The organism is Leifsonia sp. PARNA 1/14 (assembly GCF_055720965.1).
Genome location: NZ_JBVQSP010000007.1, coordinates 15,829 through 31,069, shown reverse-complemented (window position 1 = coordinate 31,069; position 15,241 = coordinate 15,829). Strand labels below are relative to the sequence as shown.

Annotated in this window: 15 protein-coding genes and 1 tRNA gene; 5 read left to right on the top strand and 11 right to left on the bottom strand. The window is 69.6% G+C overall.

All coding sequences use genetic code 11. From position 1 onward, the window contains the following. Positions 1-29: 29 nt before the first annotated feature. The 9 genes from AC0HS0_RS17400 to AC0HS0_RS17360 all read right to left on the bottom strand — a co-directional run bounded on the left by AC0HS0_RS17400 (position 30) and on the right by AC0HS0_RS17360 (position 8,640). The gene (locus AC0HS0_RS17400) at positions 30-2,465 is read right to left on the bottom strand and encodes a DEAD/DEAH box helicase (protein WP_472965404.1); all 2,436 of its coding nucleotides are present in this window, start codon (positions 2,463-2,465) and stop codon (positions 30-32) included. A 9-nt stretch (positions 2,466-2,474) separates the two neighbouring features. Continuing rightward, entirely contained in the window at positions 2,475-3,227 is a 753-nt protein-coding gene (gene tatC, locus AC0HS0_RS17395; RefSeq protein ID WP_472965553.1) for a twin-arginine translocase subunit TatC, read from the bottom strand. Between the two features lie 43 nt (positions 3,228-3,270). Then, on the bottom strand, positions 3,271-3,513 hold the full coding sequence (gene tatA / locus AC0HS0_RS17390; RefSeq protein ID WP_472965403.1) for a Sec-independent protein translocase subunit TatA: 243 nt from the start codon (positions 3,511-3,513) through the stop codon (positions 3,271-3,273). Between the two features lie 3 nt (positions 3,514-3,516). Further along, on the bottom strand, positions 3,517-3,867 hold the full coding sequence (locus AC0HS0_RS17385; RefSeq protein WP_472965402.1) for a hypothetical protein: 351 nt from the start codon (positions 3,865-3,867) through the stop codon (positions 3,517-3,519). A gap of 9 nt (positions 3,868-3,876) precedes the next feature. Continuing rightward, positions 3,877-4,851, bottom strand: coding sequence for a helix-turn-helix transcriptional regulator (locus tag AC0HS0_RS17380; RefSeq protein ID WP_472965401.1), 975 nt, complete (start codon positions 4,849-4,851; stop codon positions 3,877-3,879). Beyond that, entirely contained in the window at positions 4,844-5,881 is a 1,038-nt protein-coding gene (locus AC0HS0_RS17375) for a helix-turn-helix transcriptional regulator (RefSeq protein ID WP_472965400.1), read from the bottom strand. Before AC0HS0_RS17375 ends, AC0HS0_RS17380 begins: the two co-directional genes overlap by 8 nt. Positions 5,882-5,928: 47 nt before the next feature. Then, positions 5,929-6,849 (bottom strand): FKBP-type peptidyl-prolyl cis-trans isomerase, encoded by a 921-nt coding sequence (locus tag AC0HS0_RS17370; RefSeq protein WP_472965399.1) that lies wholly within the window; start codon positions 6,847-6,849, stop codon positions 5,929-5,931. Between the two features lie 64 nt (positions 6,850-6,913). Then, positions 6,914-7,957, bottom strand: coding sequence for a tRNA (adenine-N1)-methyltransferase (locus AC0HS0_RS17365; RefSeq protein WP_472965398.1), 1,044 nt, complete (start codon positions 7,955-7,957; stop codon positions 6,914-6,916). Further along, on the bottom strand, positions 7,954-8,640 hold the full coding sequence (locus tag AC0HS0_RS17360) for an HAD family hydrolase (protein ID WP_472965397.1): 687 nt from the start codon (positions 8,638-8,640) through the stop codon (positions 7,954-7,956). The genes AC0HS0_RS17365 and AC0HS0_RS17360 overlap by 4 nt, the downstream gene beginning before the upstream one ends. Positions 8,641-8,726: 86 nt before the next feature. On the opposite strand from AC0HS0_RS17360, the gene AC0HS0_RS17355 reads away from it, so the two are divergent. Further along, the gene (locus tag AC0HS0_RS17355) at positions 8,727-9,650 is read left to right on the top strand and encodes a proteasome assembly chaperone family protein (RefSeq protein WP_472965396.1); all 924 of its coding nucleotides are present in this window, start codon (positions 8,727-8,729) and stop codon (positions 9,648-9,650) included. A gap of 38 nt (positions 9,651-9,688) precedes the next feature. Here the strand turns inward: AC0HS0_RS17355 and AC0HS0_RS17350 are convergent, their stop codons facing one another. Then, entirely contained in the window at positions 9,689-10,552 is an 864-nt protein-coding gene (locus AC0HS0_RS17350; protein WP_472965395.1) for an undecaprenyl-diphosphate phosphatase, read from the bottom strand. Positions 10,553-10,560: 8 nt separating this feature from the next. Further along, positions 10,561-11,889, bottom strand: a complete 1,329-nt coding sequence (locus AC0HS0_RS17345; RefSeq protein WP_472965394.1) for a M20/M25/M40 family metallo-hydrolase — start codon at positions 11,887-11,889, stop codon at positions 10,561-10,563. A 122-nt stretch (positions 11,890-12,011) separates the two neighbouring features. On the opposite strand from AC0HS0_RS17345, the gene AC0HS0_RS17340 reads away from it, so the two are divergent. The 4 genes from AC0HS0_RS17340 (at position 12,012) to AC0HS0_RS17325 (ending at position 15,241) form a co-directional block, all read left to right on the top strand. Next, positions 12,012-12,099 (top strand) — tRNA-Leu (locus AC0HS0_RS17340). Positions 12,100-12,185: 86 nt separating this feature from the next. Further along, positions 12,186-13,154 (top strand): cation diffusion facilitator family transporter, encoded by a 969-nt coding sequence (locus AC0HS0_RS17335; protein ID WP_472965393.1) that lies wholly within the window; start codon positions 12,186-12,188, stop codon positions 13,152-13,154. A gap of 39 nt (positions 13,155-13,193) precedes the next feature. Continuing rightward, positions 13,194-14,159 carry a helix-turn-helix transcriptional regulator gene (locus tag AC0HS0_RS17330; RefSeq protein WP_472965392.1) on the top strand — a complete coding sequence of 322 codons (966 nt, stop codon included), beginning with the start codon at positions 13,194-13,196 and terminating at the stop codon, positions 14,157-14,159. Next, positions 14,156-15,241 carry a VIT1/CCC1 transporter family protein gene (locus tag AC0HS0_RS17325; RefSeq protein ID WP_472965391.1) on the top strand — a complete coding sequence of 362 codons (1,086 nt, stop codon included), beginning with the start codon at positions 14,156-14,158 and terminating at the stop codon, positions 15,239-15,241. Before AC0HS0_RS17330 ends, AC0HS0_RS17325 begins: the two co-directional genes overlap by 4 nt.

The following is a 15,241-nucleotide window of genomic DNA, read 5'->3' as shown; positions in this document are numbered from 1 at the left end:
GCACCGCTCTGCCTGACCGCCGCCTTCGGTCACGCCACAGCCGAGTAGGCCACGATTCCCCGGCGGATGGACTCCAGCGCCTGCCGTGCCGTCCGCCCGACGTTGCCCTGGGCGACGAGCGAGAGCTGATCGAGCAGATCGATCGTCTGCTTGGACCAGCGCACGAAGTCCCCGGCGGCCATGTCGGCCTCCCGCAGCACGACGTCCAGCGCCGCCCCGCGAGCCCACTGGTACATCGCGAGGGCGAGTGCCGTGGAGATGGGGTCGCTCCCGGGCAGCCGGTTCGCGCGCTCGAGATCGTCGAGCCGAGCCCAGAGATCGGTGGTGCGATCCAGGGCCGGGCGAAACGCGCCGCGCGGCAGGTTCCGATCGTGGGCGAGGCCCTCGTCGCGACGCGGCTCGAACACCAGGGCGCACGCCATCGCGGCCAGGCTCGGCGCGTCCAGTTCCTTCCACACGCCGCGGCGCAAGCACTCGGCGACCAGGAGGTCGCGCTCGCCGTAGATCCGCTTGAGCGTGCGCCCGTGGACCGTCAGGCTCGTGTCGCCGTCCTCCTCGGTGAGATAGCCGAGCTCCAGCAGCACATCCGAGACACGGTCGAAGACCTTCGCCACCGCGCCCGTTCGCGACTGGATCTGCGCGCTCAGCCGATCCGTCTCGCGCTTGAGCTTCCACCAGCGTTCGGACCAGCGGGCGTGCTGCTCGCGATCGGGGCAGCGGTGGCACGGGTGCTCGCGCAGCCGCTTGCGAAGCGCGGCCAGCTGACGTTGCCGCTTGTCTCGATCCGAGCGGGAGGCGTTCTCGACGCGCTGACCCTTCTTCTCCAGATCGCTGAGCTCACGGCGGATCCGCGAATACTCCCGGAAGTCGCCGAGATGGCACTGCATCGCCTTCTCGTAGCCCGCGAGCGACTCCTCCTGCTGCTTGACCTTGCGGGCCAGGTCGACGACGGCGCGGTCGGCCTGGAACTGCGCGAACGACGACTCCAGGATCTCGCGGGTGCGCGGCCGCCCGAACTGGTCGATGAGGTTGACCGCCATGTTGTAGGTCGGGCGGAAGCTCGAGTTCAGCGGGTAGCTGCGGCGGGAGGCCAGAGAGGCGACCGACTGCGGGTCGAGGCCGTCCTCCCACTGGATGACGGAGTGACCCTCGACATCGATGCCGCGACGGCCCGCGCGTCCGGTGAGCTGGGTGTACTCCCCCGGCGTGATCGGTACGCGCGACTCCCCGTTGAACTTCTCCAGCTTCTCGAGGACGACCGTGCGAGCGGGCATGTTGATGCCGAGCGCGAGCGTCTCGGTCGCGAACACGACCTTCACGAGCTTGCGGCGGAAGAGCTCCTCCACGACCTCCTTGAATGCGGGGAGCAGTCCGGCATGGTGCGCCGCCACGCCGCGCTCGAGGCCCTCGAGCCACTCCCAGTAGCCGAGAACCGCCAGGTCCTCATCGAGGAGGGTCCGGCAGCGTTCCTCGACGATCGCCCGGATCTCCTCGCGCTCGCGCGCCTCCGTCAGCCGGATGCCCTCCCGGAGGGTCTGCCGGACGGCCGCGTCGCAGCCGTTGCGACTGAAGATGAAGAAGATCGCCGGCAGCAGATTGTGCTCGCCGAGAAGGCGCACCAGATCGGCCCGGTTCATCCGGTAGGTGTCGGGCCGGCCTCCGCGCGAGTGGTAGCGGCCCACGTCCTTCATCTGGCGGCTGCTCAGCACACGGCCGCCGTAGCGCGCCATCTGCACCAGCTCCGGGTTCACCCGGTTGGTCGCGGCGAGTCCCGACGAGTCGAACAGGTCGATGAGCTTGGAGCGCATGAGGATGTGCTGCTCCAGCGGGACGGGCCGCTCCTCCGAGACGACCACGTCGGTATCGCCGCGCACCGCCTGGAGCCAATCGCCGAACTCCTCCGCGTTGGAAACGGTCGCGCTGAGCGAGACCATGCGCACCGCAGGGGGCAGATGGATGATGACCTCCTCCCAGACGGCGCCGCGGAAGCGGTCGGCCAGGTAGTGCACCTCGTCCATCACCACGTACGCCAGATCGGCCAGCAGGTCGGAGTCGGCATAGAGCATGTTGCGCAGCACCTCGGTCGTCATCACGACGATGCGGGCATGCGAGTTGATGTTCGTGTCGCCGGTGAGGAGGCCGACCGACTCCGCGCCGTACTCCTGAACGAACTCTTGGAACTTCTGGTTGCTCAGCGCCTTCATCGGGGTCGTGTAGAACACCTTCGCGTTCGCCTCGCGCATGGCCAGGAACAAGGCGAACTCGGCCACGATCGTCTTGCCCGCACCCGTCGGGGCCGCGACGAGCACGCTGCGCCCGTTCTCGAGACTCGCGCACGCCTCGCGCTGGAACGGGTCGAGGTCGAAGCGCAGCCCGGTCCGGAAGGTTTCGAGGAGCGGCTGCCGGGCGCGCTGCCGAGAGGCGGCGAAGCGCTCGGCCGGAGAGAGCTGCTGCTGGTCGGTCACGCGACCAGCCTATGCCGCGAGCTCGGCCTCCAGCTTCATCGCGGCCTTCGCGGCACGGCGGTCGTGCATCCACGACACGGCGTACGCGGCGAAATAGAGCACTACCATCGGCACGGCAAGCAGGAACATCGAGAGGACGTCGGCCGCCGGGGTGGCGATCGCGGTGAACAACGCGATCAGGATGATCGCCCAGCGCCAGGAGCCGATGATCGACTTGGCGCTGAGCACGCCGACGAAGTTGAGCAGCACCAGGAACACCGGGAGCACGAAGGCGACGCCGACAGCGATCACCAACTTGGTCACGAAGTCGATGTAGGTCTTGGCGTCGATGATCGCCGAGTCCTGCTCGGGGGCGAAGCTGGTCAGGAGGCCCACCATGTGCGGGACGAGCAGCCAGCCCACGACGCCGCCTGCGATGAACAGCGGCACCGCCGTGAAGAAGAAGCCGAACGCGTACTTGAGTTCTTTGCGGGTGAGAGCCGGGACGAAGAACGCCCAGATCTGCCAGAGCCAGACAGGGCTCGAGATGACGACACCGATGGTGATGGCGACCTGCATCTTGAGGTCGAACGCACCGGTGATGGTGCCGTAGTTGAGCATCGCCTCGCGGCCCTGCTGCTTGGCGATCTCAGTGATCGGACCGCGGAGCGCGTTCATCACGGGGTCGGCGAGGAGCCAACCCACGACCGCACCGACCAGGAGGCCGAGGGCGGCACGGAACAGACGTTTGCGAAGCTCGATGAAGTGCTCGGCCAGCGACATCCGGCCTTCGCGGTTCTTGCCTCGCTTGGCGGAGGCCACGCGGTTACTGCTTCGGCTTGGAATCGGTCGTGTCGGTGGACGCGGACGAAGCTGCGGCGTCGTCGCCGCTGTTCTTGCCGTCCTTGCCCTCCTTGCCGTCCTTCTTCATCTCGTCGACCTCACCCTTGAAGATGCGCATCGACTGGCCGATGCTCCGGGCGAGGGCGGGCAGTTTCGGCGCGCCGAAAAGAAGGAGGATGACCGCGAGAATGATGAGCAGGTGCCATCCGGTGAGGCCGCCGAGCATGATTTACGTCCTTTTGCCTAAGTAGGAGTAGCGGAACGGATCCGCTGTGACGAGTATTTTACCGCGCCGGACTCGCTGATCTCTGCGAGCTTGCCGAGCGACACGTCGATCGGCGATGGTCTGTTCCCGTTCAGCCCGGAGGGTGTCCGGGTCTTGGAAGACCGCGCTGTGAAACTCAGCGTACCGCATTTCACCCGAGCGTTCGCTGAGGATCGCCGCCTTTTCCATCAGCGCGCCGGCCTCCCGCGCCGCAGCCATCACCTTGCGGAACAGCGACCACCCGAAATACGCGAGCATGCCGAGGAGACCGAGCACCAGCACGGCCCAGATGACGACCCACGACCACCACGGCATGCTGGGAGCCTAACGGTAGCGGTCTGCGCCCGCACGCGCCCACTCGGCGACGATCGTGCGCGCCTCCGGAGGGTCGAGCACCGTCAGCACGCCGGCGAGACCGGCGACCAGCCGCTTGAGTCCGTGGAAGTGGGCGACGCGCACGCTCGTGCGCACCCGGCCATCGCGCTCCTCGCGTGGGGCGCCCTCCGGGATGTAGTCCTCGATCAGCTGGATGGCCGAGGCCGACACCTCGACGCTGACGAGTTGATCCTCGGGGGTGCCTTCGAACAGCGTCTCGGGCAGCCGGAGGTCGCCCGGACGGTATGTGATGGGGTCGTCTGTCGTCACCAGGCCGTCGATGCGGTCGAGACGGAACGTCCTGATCGCGGTGCGCAGATGGTCCCAGCCACGCAGATACCAGTCCTGGTCGGCGGACTCGACGCGCAACGGATCGACGCGGCGCCGCTCCCGCTCTCCGCGCGAGTTGAGGTAGTCGAACTCCAGCTGCGTCCCGGCGATCACGGCCTCGCGGATCGTCGCCAGCGCCTCGTCGGACTCCGAGCGCGCCACCGCCACCTGGCTGGGCTCGGCCGACGCTCCGCGCGCCAGCTTGGCCATGAGCGAACCGATGACGTCGCGGTCGGCGTTCTCGGGCAGGGCGGTCAGATACTGGAGGCCGGCGATCAGCGCGGCGGCCTCCCTGGCCGAGAACCTCGGGGAGTCGTCGATCGCCACCTGGTGCGTGAGGACGATGCGGTCGTTCTCTTCGAAGTCGTCCCAGGAGATGTCGAACAGATCGCCCGGCTGATACGCGTTCGTCTCGCCGGGGATGCCGGAGACCGCGATCAGCCGCACGGCGTCGCGCATGCTCTCCTCGTCGACGCCGAAGTGCTCCGCCGCCTCCGCGACGCTGACCCGGTCGCGGTCCATGAGATACGGGACGAGGGCGAGCAGGAAGGCGAGCTTGTCCTGGGCCTGCATCGGGCGTCGGCGCTCAGCCATCGGACTCCCCCTCTGCGTCCTCGTGCGCCTGCGCCACGACGAGGAGACGCTCCAGGACCTTCACACGCAGGTCGGGCGGGGAGACGACAAGCACCTCGGGCCCGAACGCCGCGAGCTGGTCGGCGAGGACGTTGATGTCGGAGAAGTTCACGGTGAGCCGGAAAGACTCGCCGTCGTGGGCGGCGGGGACCGCGTCGCCGTAGCGCTTGCGGAGCCGCGTGGCGGCGTCGGTGCCGGCGGTGACCTCGATCTCGGCGACGTTCGCCGTCCAGATCCGCTCGAGATCCTCCAGCGCGCGTTCGGCGAAGTCGCTGCCCTCCGGCTGGAAGGTGCGCGAGGTGACCTTCACCGGGCCGACCATGCGCGTGAGCAGGAAGGTGCGTGATCCGCGTGCGTCCTGGTCGATGCCCTGGAGGTGCCAGCGACCCTGGTGCTGCACGAGCGCCAGCGGTGCGACCGTTCGCACGCGGGACGCGCTCTCGCCGGGCTTGAGGTACGGGAAGGTGACGATGGCGTGGCGCTCCAGCGCCTGGCTCAGCGGCTCGAACGCGCTCTCCCGCGCGCGCAGCCGCGGCGCATATCCGACGACGGGGTCGTCGGCCTCCACGCCGAGCGAGCGTAGCTTCATCAACGCCCGCCGTGACTCCCCCGATAGCGAGCCCTCGCGCCACACCGTCGCGGCGAGGCCGAGCAGGGTGATCTCCTCCGGAGAGAACACCACGTCTTGCGGGAGGTCGTACGCACCCTTCGGGATGCGGTACCTCAGCAGCTGGTTGTTGCCGGCGGCTTCGGGCGACTCCACGGTCTCCAGGGGCACGCCGAGCTCACGGATGTCGTCTTTGTCGCGCTCGAACTGGCGCTCGAGGCTGCTGTTGTCGCCGTGCACCTCGTACCGCTGGCGGTAGCCCTGCACCGTCGAGAGGATCTCGCTCTTGGTCAGGCCGTTCTCGGTCGCGAGCAGCGCCAGCACGAGGCTGAACAGACGCTCCTCGACAGGGACGCGCGGCGGCGAAGACGAGGAGCGGGGCACCCGTCCATCCTAGACTCCCCCGCGCGGTGGAGCTAAGGCAGCACGGCTCAGCGGACGCCGAGGATGTCGACCACCCAGGCGGAGGCCGGAACGTTGCCGCTCGCGGGCACCTCGATGACCAGCTGGGAACCGACCTTCTGACCCTCCAGCGGTTTGAGGACCTCCTGCGGAAGGGCCTGGTTGAGTGCGCTCTGACCGGTGTTCATCACGACGATGTCGGGCGATTTGCTCTGCCAGCTGCTCATGACGACGTTCTTGTTCTCCCAGCCGACCGCCGTGTAGTGCAGCACGACCTGCGAGTCCTTCTTGACGGTTGCGCCGTCACCCTGCTTGAGCACCTCGCTGCGCACCTGCTTGGGCGCGCCTCCCGACGACGGGATCGTGATGCCCGGCTGACCGGTCGGTGCGAGCACGACGGTCGGGAACCCGGAGACGGATGGACGGACGGCGCCGTTCGCGGCCGGAAGGTAGGCGCCGACGATGTCGGCGACCAGGATGGTCGTGTTGCCCGAGCCCGCACCACCCGCGTCCTTGGGTGAGATGGCGACCGCGACGCGCGACCCGACGGGTGCGCAGAGGAGCCCCTTGCTGATCGCGGCGTTGGAGTTGCCGATCGTGATCGGCGTGGTGTCGCCGCCGTAGCTGCCCTTCTCGCCGACCTGACCGGTCTGGCCGTCGAGCAGCGTGTACTGGATCTCGACCATCTGGCCGTTGATCACCGGCTCTCCGGTGCCCTCGGTGAGAATCGTCCGCTGCGACGTCGTCGCGTCGATCGGCGTCGGCATGCTGATCTTCGGCTGCTTGCCGATCGGTCCCGTGGCGGTCACGAGCGACGACGCCTGGCCGCTCTTGAGCGCGGTGCTGCAGTCGGCGTTCGGGTTGGAGGAGCATCCGGTGAGCGCCACGGCGGCGATGCCGACGGCGAGGAGGGCAGCGGACGATCTTCCGAGTGCGGTGATTCTGCGCACGGGTCCTCTTTCGATGCGATCGGTGGGGAGGCGCGGAGGCACACGCCTCACGACCTCATTCATGCTAGTCGACGTGCGGGTCGCGCTCGTCACCTGCGGCGTCGCCGGCACCGGATCCGGCCTCCGACTCGGATGCGCGGGCCAGGTCGGCGCTGGCCACGGCCTCCCGCATGCGCTTGCGCAGGCTCTTCGGGCTGGACTGGCGCTCGCCGAGCGCACCGGGTGTCCAGGCCTCGACATCGGCGTCGTCGTAGTCGCTCTTGGACGGGCGGCGCTTGAGTTCGGGGAGGACGGTGCCGGGAGCGAGGCGCCGCGCCGTGATCAGGAAACCGGTGTGCGCGATCATGCGGTGGTCCGGGCGGACCGCCAGGCCCTCCACGTGCCAGCCGCGCACCATGGTCTCGCTCGACTGCGGGTGCGTGTAATGCCCGGTCGCCCGGATCGCCTCGGCCACGCGGGAGAGCTGCGTCACCGTCGCCACGTAGCAGAGCACCACTCCACCGGGCTTGAGCGCATCGGTGACCACGTCGAGCGTCTCCCACGGTGCGAGCATGTCGAGCACGACGCGGTCGACGCCGGCCGGTTCGACGGCGGAGGGGAGGGCGTCCTGCAGGTCGCCGACGGTGACCGTCCAGTTCTCGGGGTCGGAGCCGAGGAAGGTCGCCGCGTTCGCCTTGGCGACGTCGGCGAACTCGTCCCTGCGCTCGAACGAGAACAGCCGGCCCTCCTCGCCGATCGCACGCAGCAGCCACAGCGAGAGGGCTCCGGAGCCGACGCCGGCCTCCACGACCGTCGCCCCGGGGAAGATGTCGGCCAGGGCCAGGATCTGGGCGGCGTCCTTCGGATAGATGATCGCGGCGCCGCGCGGCATCGACATCACGAAGTCGTTCAGGAGCGGGCGCAGGGCGAGGTGCTCGACGCCGGCGTTGTTGGTCACGACCGAGCCGTCGGGCAGCCCGATGATGGAGTCGTGGGCGAGCACGCCGCGGTGGCTGTGGAACAGCTTGCCCGGCTCGAGCGTGATGGTGTTCATGCGGCCCTTCGGACCGGTCAGCTGCACGCGGTCGCCCACGCGGAACGGACCGGAGCTGCGGCGATCGACGCTCATCGCGCCTCCTCCCGTGCCGCCGCGACGGCGGCGATGTCGTCGGCCGAGCGGCCCTCGAGCGACTCCCACAGCGTGTGCTCGTCGGACTGCGGCAGCGGGACGATGTGCGGGACGCCGATGGTGGCGGCCCCGGAGGCCACCGCCGACGAGAGCCCGACGAGCGAGTCCTCGATCGCAACCGCGCGGCTCGGGTCGATGCCCAGCAGCTCCGCCGCCCGCAGGTAAGGCTCGGGGTGAGGTTTCGGCTCGGCGACCTCGTCGCCGCTGACGATGACGTCGAAGGCGTCGAACGGGATGGCGGCGACGATCTGCTCGGCCATGCTGCGGACGGACATGGTCACCAGCGCCGTCCGCACCCCGCGCTCCCGCAGCGACTGCAGCAGCTCACGGGCGCCCGGACGCCACGGGACGCCCTCGCTCACGAGCTTCTCGCGCACTCGCTCCGTCAGCCAGTGCACGATCTCGTCGGCCGAGAGCTCGACGCCGCGCGACTGCAGGATCGCGGCGGAGTTCCAGAGACCGAGCCCCACCAGCAGCAGCCCGTCGTCGTGGGTCCAGGTGCCGCCGAATGAGCCGACGAGCTCGTGTTCGGAGGCCATCCAGTACGGTTCGGTGTCGACGAGGGTGCCGTCCATGTCCCAGAGGACGGCGGCCGGCAGCGCATGCGTGGTCAATTCGGTCACGACCGGCAAGTCTATCGCGCCGGGGTCGGGCCTATCCTGGATGGATGGCGCCCGCCCGGTCGCCGACGAGAGGACGAGTAAGCCACGTGACTGACGCGAAGAACATCCTCGGCGGGCGCATCCTGGTGGTGGCCTTCGAAGGATGGAACGACGCCGGCGAGGCGGCCAGCGGCGCGGTGAAGACGCTGAAGGAACAGCTCGACGTCGTCCCGATCGCCGAGGTCGACCCGGAGCTGTACTTCGACTTCCAGTTCAACCGCCCGGTCGTGGCCGACGACGACGGCCGTCGCAGGCTGATCTGGCCCTCCGCCGTCATGCTGGGACCCGCGCGTCCCGGGCGCGTCGGCGACGCGCTCGCGGGTGACGCCGAGCTCGACGTCACGGGCGACAATGCGGGCAACATCTTTCTGCTGCTGGGCACGGAGCCGTCGCGCAGCTGGCGCAGCTTCACCGCCGAGATCATGGATGCCGCGCTCGCGGAGGACATCGGCGTGGTCGTGTTCCTCGGGGCGATGCTCGCCGACGTTCCGCACACCCGGCCGATCTCGGTCTTCGCCTCGAGCGAGTCGGCTGCGGTGCGCGCAGAGCTCGGCATCGAACGCTCGACGTACGAGGGCCCCGTCGGCATCCTGAGCGCGCTCGCCGAGGGCGCGGAGGACGTCGGCATCCCCTCGGTGTCGATCTGGGCCTCCGTACCGCACTATGTTCACAACGCCCCGAGCCCGAAGGCGGTCCTCGCCCTGATCGACAAGCTCGAGGAGCTCGTCGACGTCACCATTCCACGCGGCTCGCTCGTCGAGGAGGCCGCTGCGTGGGAGGCGGGCATCGACGCGCTGGCCTCCGACGACGAGGAGATGGCCGCCTACATCCAGCAGCTGGAGCAGGCGCGCGACACCGTGGACTCCCCCGAGGCCAGCGGCGAAGCCATCGCCCAGGAGTTCGAGCGGTACCTGCGTCGACGCGGCGACGGGCGCGACGGACACGCCGGAGACGACCCGCGCCGCGGCTGACTCCGCTCAGGATTTCACCCGGCGGCACTGTCGCCGACTCAGGCCGCAAGCACTCCGGTGCCGAGCAGGATCATGAGCAGCACGCCGAGCGCGATGCGGTAGATCACGAACGGCAGGAAGCTCCTGCGCGAGATGTAGCCCATGAAGAACGCGATCACGAGCAGGCCGACGACGAAGGCGACGACGGTCGCCACGGCGGTCTCGACCGGCCCGAACACCTCGACCGTGCACGTCCCCGCCGCCTCGAGCGCCTTCGTGCACGGCTCCTTGAACGCCTTGTAGAGCTGGTAGAGGCCGCTGCCGAACACGGCGGGGATCGCCAGCAGGAACGAATAACGCGCGGCAGCGCGGCGCTGGTAGCCCATGAACAGCCCGGCCGTGATCGTGCCTCCGGAGCGGGACACGCCCGGGATCAGCGCGAGCGCCTGGGCGAACCCGAAGATGATGCCGTGACCCCAGGTCAGCTCCCGCAGCCGCCGGGTCTTCGCGCCCACGAAGTCGGCGACCCCCAGCAGGATGCCGAAGACGATGAGCGTGGTGGCGACGATCCAGAGCGAGCGGAAGGTCGTCTCGATCGCGTCCTGGAACAGGAGGCCCAGCACGACGATCGGGACGCTGCCGACGATGACCAGCCAGCCCATGCGGGCGTCGGGATCGTTGCGCGGAACCCGGCCGAACAGCGACTGGAACCAGTGCGAGACGATCCGCGTGATGTCCTTCCAGAAGTACAGGAGGACCGCGGCCTCCGTGCCCAGCTGGATGATCGCGGTGAAGCGGGCTCCCGGGTCGGCTCCCGTGCCGAGCAGCTCCCCGACGATGCGGATGTGCGCGCTCGACGAGATCGGCAGGAACTCGGTCAGACCCTGGACGAGCCCGAGGATGACGGCGTTGATGAAGTCCATGTGCTCTTTCAGTAGCTGCGCAGGAGGTCGCGCAGGACGGTCCTGCCGAACACTAGCGCGTCCAGCGGGACCCTCTCGTCGACGCCGTGGAACATCCCCGGGAAGTCGAGGTCGCTCGGCAGTCGCAGCGGCGCGAAACCGTAGCCGGTGATCCCGAGCCGGCTGAGCGCCTTGTTGTCGGTGCCGCCGGAGAGCAGATACGGCAGCACGGGGGCGCCGGGGTCGTGCCGGTCGAGGGTGCCGGTGATCGCGTCGACGAGGTCGCCGGCGAACGACGCCTCCAGTCCGATGTCGCGGTGCATGATCTCGATCTCGATGTCGTCGCCGACCAGCTCGCGCACCTCGGCGAGCACGCGGTCCTCGTCGCCCGGAAGCGTGCGGATGTCGACCAGGGCCTCCGCGGTATCGGGGATCACGTTGTGCTTGTAGCCGGCCTCCAGCAGTGTCGGGTTGCTCGTGGCGCGCAGCGTGGCGAGGATGAAGCCCGCGGCGGTGCCCGTGCGCAACACGATCTCGTCGGGCCCGACGCGCTCGGGATCGACGTCGAGCAGGCGCGCGAGCTCGGCGATGAGCCGCGCGGTGGTGTCGGTGAGCTGCACCGGCCACTCGCGCCGACCGATCGCGACGACGGCCTCTGCGAGCGTGGTCAGCGCGTTGTCGCGGATGAGCCGTGACCCGTGAGCTGCACGGCCCCGAGCGATCAGCTTGATCCAGACGAGGGACTTCTCACCGGTCTGGAGCAGGTACGCACGACGGCCGGCAAGATCGATGGAGTAGCCTCCGACCTCGCTGATCGCCTCGGTCGCCCCGGCGAAGAGCTCGGGCTGGGTGTCCACGAGGAAGTGCGAGCCGCGGCGGCCGCCGTCCTCCTCGTCGGCGAAGAAGCCCAGGACGAGGTCGCGCTCCGGCTGCTCCCCCGCGCCCAGGATGTCGCCCACCGCCGTGAGGATCATCGCGTCCATGTTCTTCATGTCGACCGCTCCACGCCCCCAGAGCAGGCCGTCGCGGATGACGCCGCCGAACGGGTCGACCGACCAGTTGCGCGGGTCCGCCGGCACCACGTCGAGGTGACCATGGACGACCAAGGCGGGCTTGCTGCGGTTGCGGCCCTCCACCCGCGCGACCACGCTCGTGCGGCCCGGGTCGGACTCGAACAGCTGCGGCGCCAGGCCGATGCTCCGCAGCCGCGCCTCGACGTACTCGGCCGCGTCGGCCTCCCCGTTTGAGCGGCCCTCGCCGTAGTTGGTGGTGTCGAACCGGATGAGGTCGCGCGCGATGATCGCGGTCTCATCGAGGCCGGCCGTGTCGGAGGCGGAGGTGTCGGGAGCGTCGGTCATGCCCCAACGCTACCGGGGGACATTACGCCACGCCCGGGCTGCGCCCCGATGTGAAACCGGGGCGGCGTTTCGTGCTAGTGTCTTTCTTCGGCAGCCGGAACAACGGCCGCCGACAAACACCTGTCCGGGTGGCGGAAATGGCAGACGCGCTAGCTTGAGGTGCTAGTGCCCGTATAGGGCGTGGGGGTTCAAGTCCCCCCTCGGACACCACGAGACGAAGGCCCCGATCGAGAGATCGGGGCCTTCGTGCGTTCCAGGCCTGGGCCGTTGTCGTGCACAGCCGTAGTGTGACTGCCATGGCGTCCCGGAAGCGGTCCTCGGAGAGTCTCTTCACGGTGCTCCTCGCGTTCGGCGCGAACCTGATCATCGCGATCGCGAAGACCGTCGCCGCCATGCTCACGGGGTCCGCGTCGATGGTGGCGGAGGCCGCGCACTCGTGGGCGGACTCCGGGAACGAGGTGTTCCTGATCCAGGCCGAGCGGCGCGCAGCGCGACCGAGAGACGCCTCCCATCCCAGCGGATACGGTCGTGAGACCTACGTCTGGTCGCTCTTCGCGGCGGTCGGGCTGTTCACCGCGGGAGCGGTGGTCTCGATCCTGCACGGCGTCACCGAGCTCGGCGCGGACGAACCCGGGACCGACTATCTCATCAACTACATCGTGCTGGCGGTGGCCTTCGTGTTCGAGGGCATCTCGTTCCTCCAGTCGTTCCGTCAGGCGCGCTCAATGGCCGCCGAGCGCGACACGGGGACGCTCGAGCACGTCTTCCGCACCTCGAACCCGACACTGCGGGCGGTCTTCGCCGAGGATGCCGCCGCCCTGATCGGGCTCGTCATCGCCTTCCTGGGGGTCCTCCTCCACGAGCTGACGGGCAACGCCGTGTTCGACGCCGTCGGCTCGATCCTGGTCGGGGTGCTGCTCGCCGTGGTCGCGGTGGTGCTCATCGACCGCAACCGACGGTTCCTGCTCGGGGAGCAGACGCCGGACAGGGTCACCCGGGCGGCGCTGGCCGCGATTCTGCGGCATCCGGAGGTGGAGAGGGTCACGTACCTGCACCTGGAATACGTCGGTCCGGAGCGCGTCTTCCTGGTGGCGGCCGTCGATCTGGTCGGGAACGACCGGGAGTCCGATGTGGCCGAGGACCTCTACGCCGTCGAGAAGCAACTCGAGGGCGACGAGCACGTGGCCGAGGCCGTGCTGACGCTCTCGCGACGCGACGCACCGGCACTGGAGCTCGACGACCCCGGCGCCTCCACGATCGTATAGCGGACACATTCCGACCGCTTCAGGGACCAGACTGGACGTATGGCCAGCACCGGATCCCGCACGCTCCAGCTGCTCTCGCTCCTGCAGACGCACCGGTATTGGCCGGGGCAGGAGCTCGCCGATCGGTTGGAGGTCTCGCCGCGCACCCTCCGCCGCGACGTCGAGCGGCTGCGCGACCTCGGCTACCCAGTGGACGCCACGCGCGGCGTCGCCGGCGGCTACCAGCTCGCCGCGGGCGCATCGCTGCCTCCGCTCGTGGTCGACGACGAGGAGGCCGTCGCCCTGGCGGTCGGGCTGCGCACGGCCGCGCAGAGCGGCATCGCCGGCGTCGCCGACGCCTCCGTCCGCGCGCTGGCGAAGGTGGTGCAGGTCATGCCGCCACGGCTCAAGCGGCGTGTCGACGCCCTCCGAGTGGCCACACTGGCGGCGGAACTGCGCCCCGGGCCGGTCGTCGACGCCGAAGCGCTCACGGTCGCCGCGCAGGCATGCAGGGACGAGGAACGCATCGCGTTCTCGTACGTCCGGCGCGACGGGGAGGCCTCCCGACGCACCGTCGAGCCGCATCGCCTCGTCTCGGTGGGCCGCCGGTGGTATCTCGTGGCGTACGACCTCGACCGGCACGATTGGCGCAGCTTCCGGCTCGACCGCGTCGCGGAACCGCGGCCGACCGGCGCTCGTTTCCGGCCGCGCACCCTTCCGGCGGCGGATGCGGCCGAATTCGTCAGGGACTCGCTCGCCGGCGCGGCCGACCAGCTCGTCGTCGACGCCGTGATCGAGGCGCCGCTCGCCGATGTGGAGCAGACGATCGGACGCTGGGCGACGGCCGAGGCCGACGGGCCGGCGCGCACCCGAGTGCGGATCACCGCCGACTCGCCGGAGTGGGCGCTCTTCGGCCTGGCCGCCGTCGACGCGCCCTTCACCGTCGAGGGCCCGCGCGAGGTGCGCGAGCTCGCCGCGCTCTGGGGGCAACGCTTCGGCGCCGCAACTAGACTCGACAACCGATGATTCCCACCGAACGAACCCCCTCCCCCGCCGACATCAAACGCTGGCGTCGCTATCTGGCCGACGAGCGCGCCGAGGCCGCGGTCTACCGTGATCTCGCCGGGCGACGCGACGGCGAGGAGCGCGAGATCCTGCTCGCACTCGCCGAAGCGGAGGGCCGCCACGAGCAGCACTGGCTCGGGCTTCTCGGCGACCGGGTCGGCCGGCCGTTGCGCGGCGATATCCGTACGCGCATGCTGGGGTTCCTCGCCCGCCGCTTCGGCTCCGTGTTCGTCCTCGCGCTCGCGCAACGGGCGGAGGCCCGGTCGCCGTACGCGGACGACACCGATGCCACCCCGCAGATGGCCGCGGACGAGCAGGTGCACGAGGAGGTCGTGCGCGCGCTCGCGGCGCGCGGCCGGCAGCGCCTCTCCGGCACCTTCCGCGCCGCCGTGTTCGGCGCGAACGACGGCCTGGTCAGCAACCTCGCGCTCGTGCTCGGCGTCAGCGCGAGCGGGGTTCCGACGCATGTCGTGCTGCTCACGGGCATCTCCGGGCTGCTCGCCGGTGCGCTCTCGATGGGTGCGGGCGAGTACGTCTCGGTCCGATCGCAGCGCGAGCTCCTGGAGGCCTCCAGCCCGAACCCCGCCACCAGCTCGGCGCTGTCGCACCTCGACGTGAACGCCAACGAGCTGACCCTGGTCTACCGCGCCCGCGGCATGGAGCAGGCGGACGCGGAGGAGCACGCGCGGGAGGTGCTGACCACTCTCAGTGCCTACACCTCCCCGGTCGCCGTCCAGAGCGCTACCGGCGACGAGCACGAGGCGATCGGCAACGGGTGGAGCGCCGCCGTGTCCAGCTTCTGCTTCTTCGCGTCAGGTGCGCTCATCCCGATCCTGCCGTTCCTTTTCGGGCTGACCGGAACGGCCGCGATCATCGTCTCGGCCCTGCTCGTCGGCCTTGTGCTGCTCGGCACCGGCGCCGTGGTCGGACTGCTCTCCGGAGCCTCCCCGCTCAAGCGCGCGTTGCGCCAGCTCGCGATCGGTTACGGAGCGGCCGCGGCGACCTACGTGCTCGGCCTGCTCTTCGGCGCGACCGTCGGCTGA

Bases quoted from the DNA above. Each gene is read 5' to 3' on its own strand.
- tatC (WP_472965553.1), bottom strand. From the start codon at position 3,227: ATGTCGCTGGCCGAGCACTTCATCGAGCTTCGCAAACGTCTGTTCCGT.
- tatA (WP_472965403.1), bottom strand. From the start codon at position 3,513: ATGCTCGGCGGCCTCACCGGATGGCACCTGCTCATCATTCTCGCGGTC.
- AC0HS0_RS17385 (WP_472965402.1), bottom strand. From the start codon at position 3,867: ATGCCGTGGTGGTCGTGGGTCGTCATCTGGGCCGTGCTGGTGCTCGGT.
- AC0HS0_RS17380 (WP_472965401.1), bottom strand. From the start codon at position 4,851: ATGGCTGAGCGCCGACGCCCGATGCAGGCCCAGGACAAGCTCGCCTTC.
- AC0HS0_RS17365 (WP_472965398.1), bottom strand. From the start codon at position 7,957: ATGAGCGTCGATCGCCGCAGCTCCGGTCCGTTCCGCGTGGGCGACCGC.
- AC0HS0_RS17350 (WP_472965395.1), bottom strand. From the start codon at position 10,552: ATGGACTTCATCAACGCCGTCATCCTCGGGCTCGTCCAGGGTCTGACC.
- AC0HS0_RS17345 (WP_472965394.1), bottom strand. From the start codon at position 11,889: ATGACCGACGCTCCCGACACCTCCGCCTCCGACACGGCCGGCCTCGAT.
- AC0HS0_RS17335 (WP_472965393.1), top strand. From the start codon at position 12,186: ATGGCGTCCCGGAAGCGGTCCTCGGAGAGTCTCTTCACGGTGCTCCTC.
- AC0HS0_RS17330 (WP_472965392.1), top strand. From the start codon at position 13,194: ATGGCCAGCACCGGATCCCGCACGCTCCAGCTGCTCTCGCTCCTGCAG.
- AC0HS0_RS17325 (WP_472965391.1), top strand. From the start codon at position 14,156: ATGATTCCCACCGAACGAACCCCCTCCCCCGCCGACATCAAACGCTGG.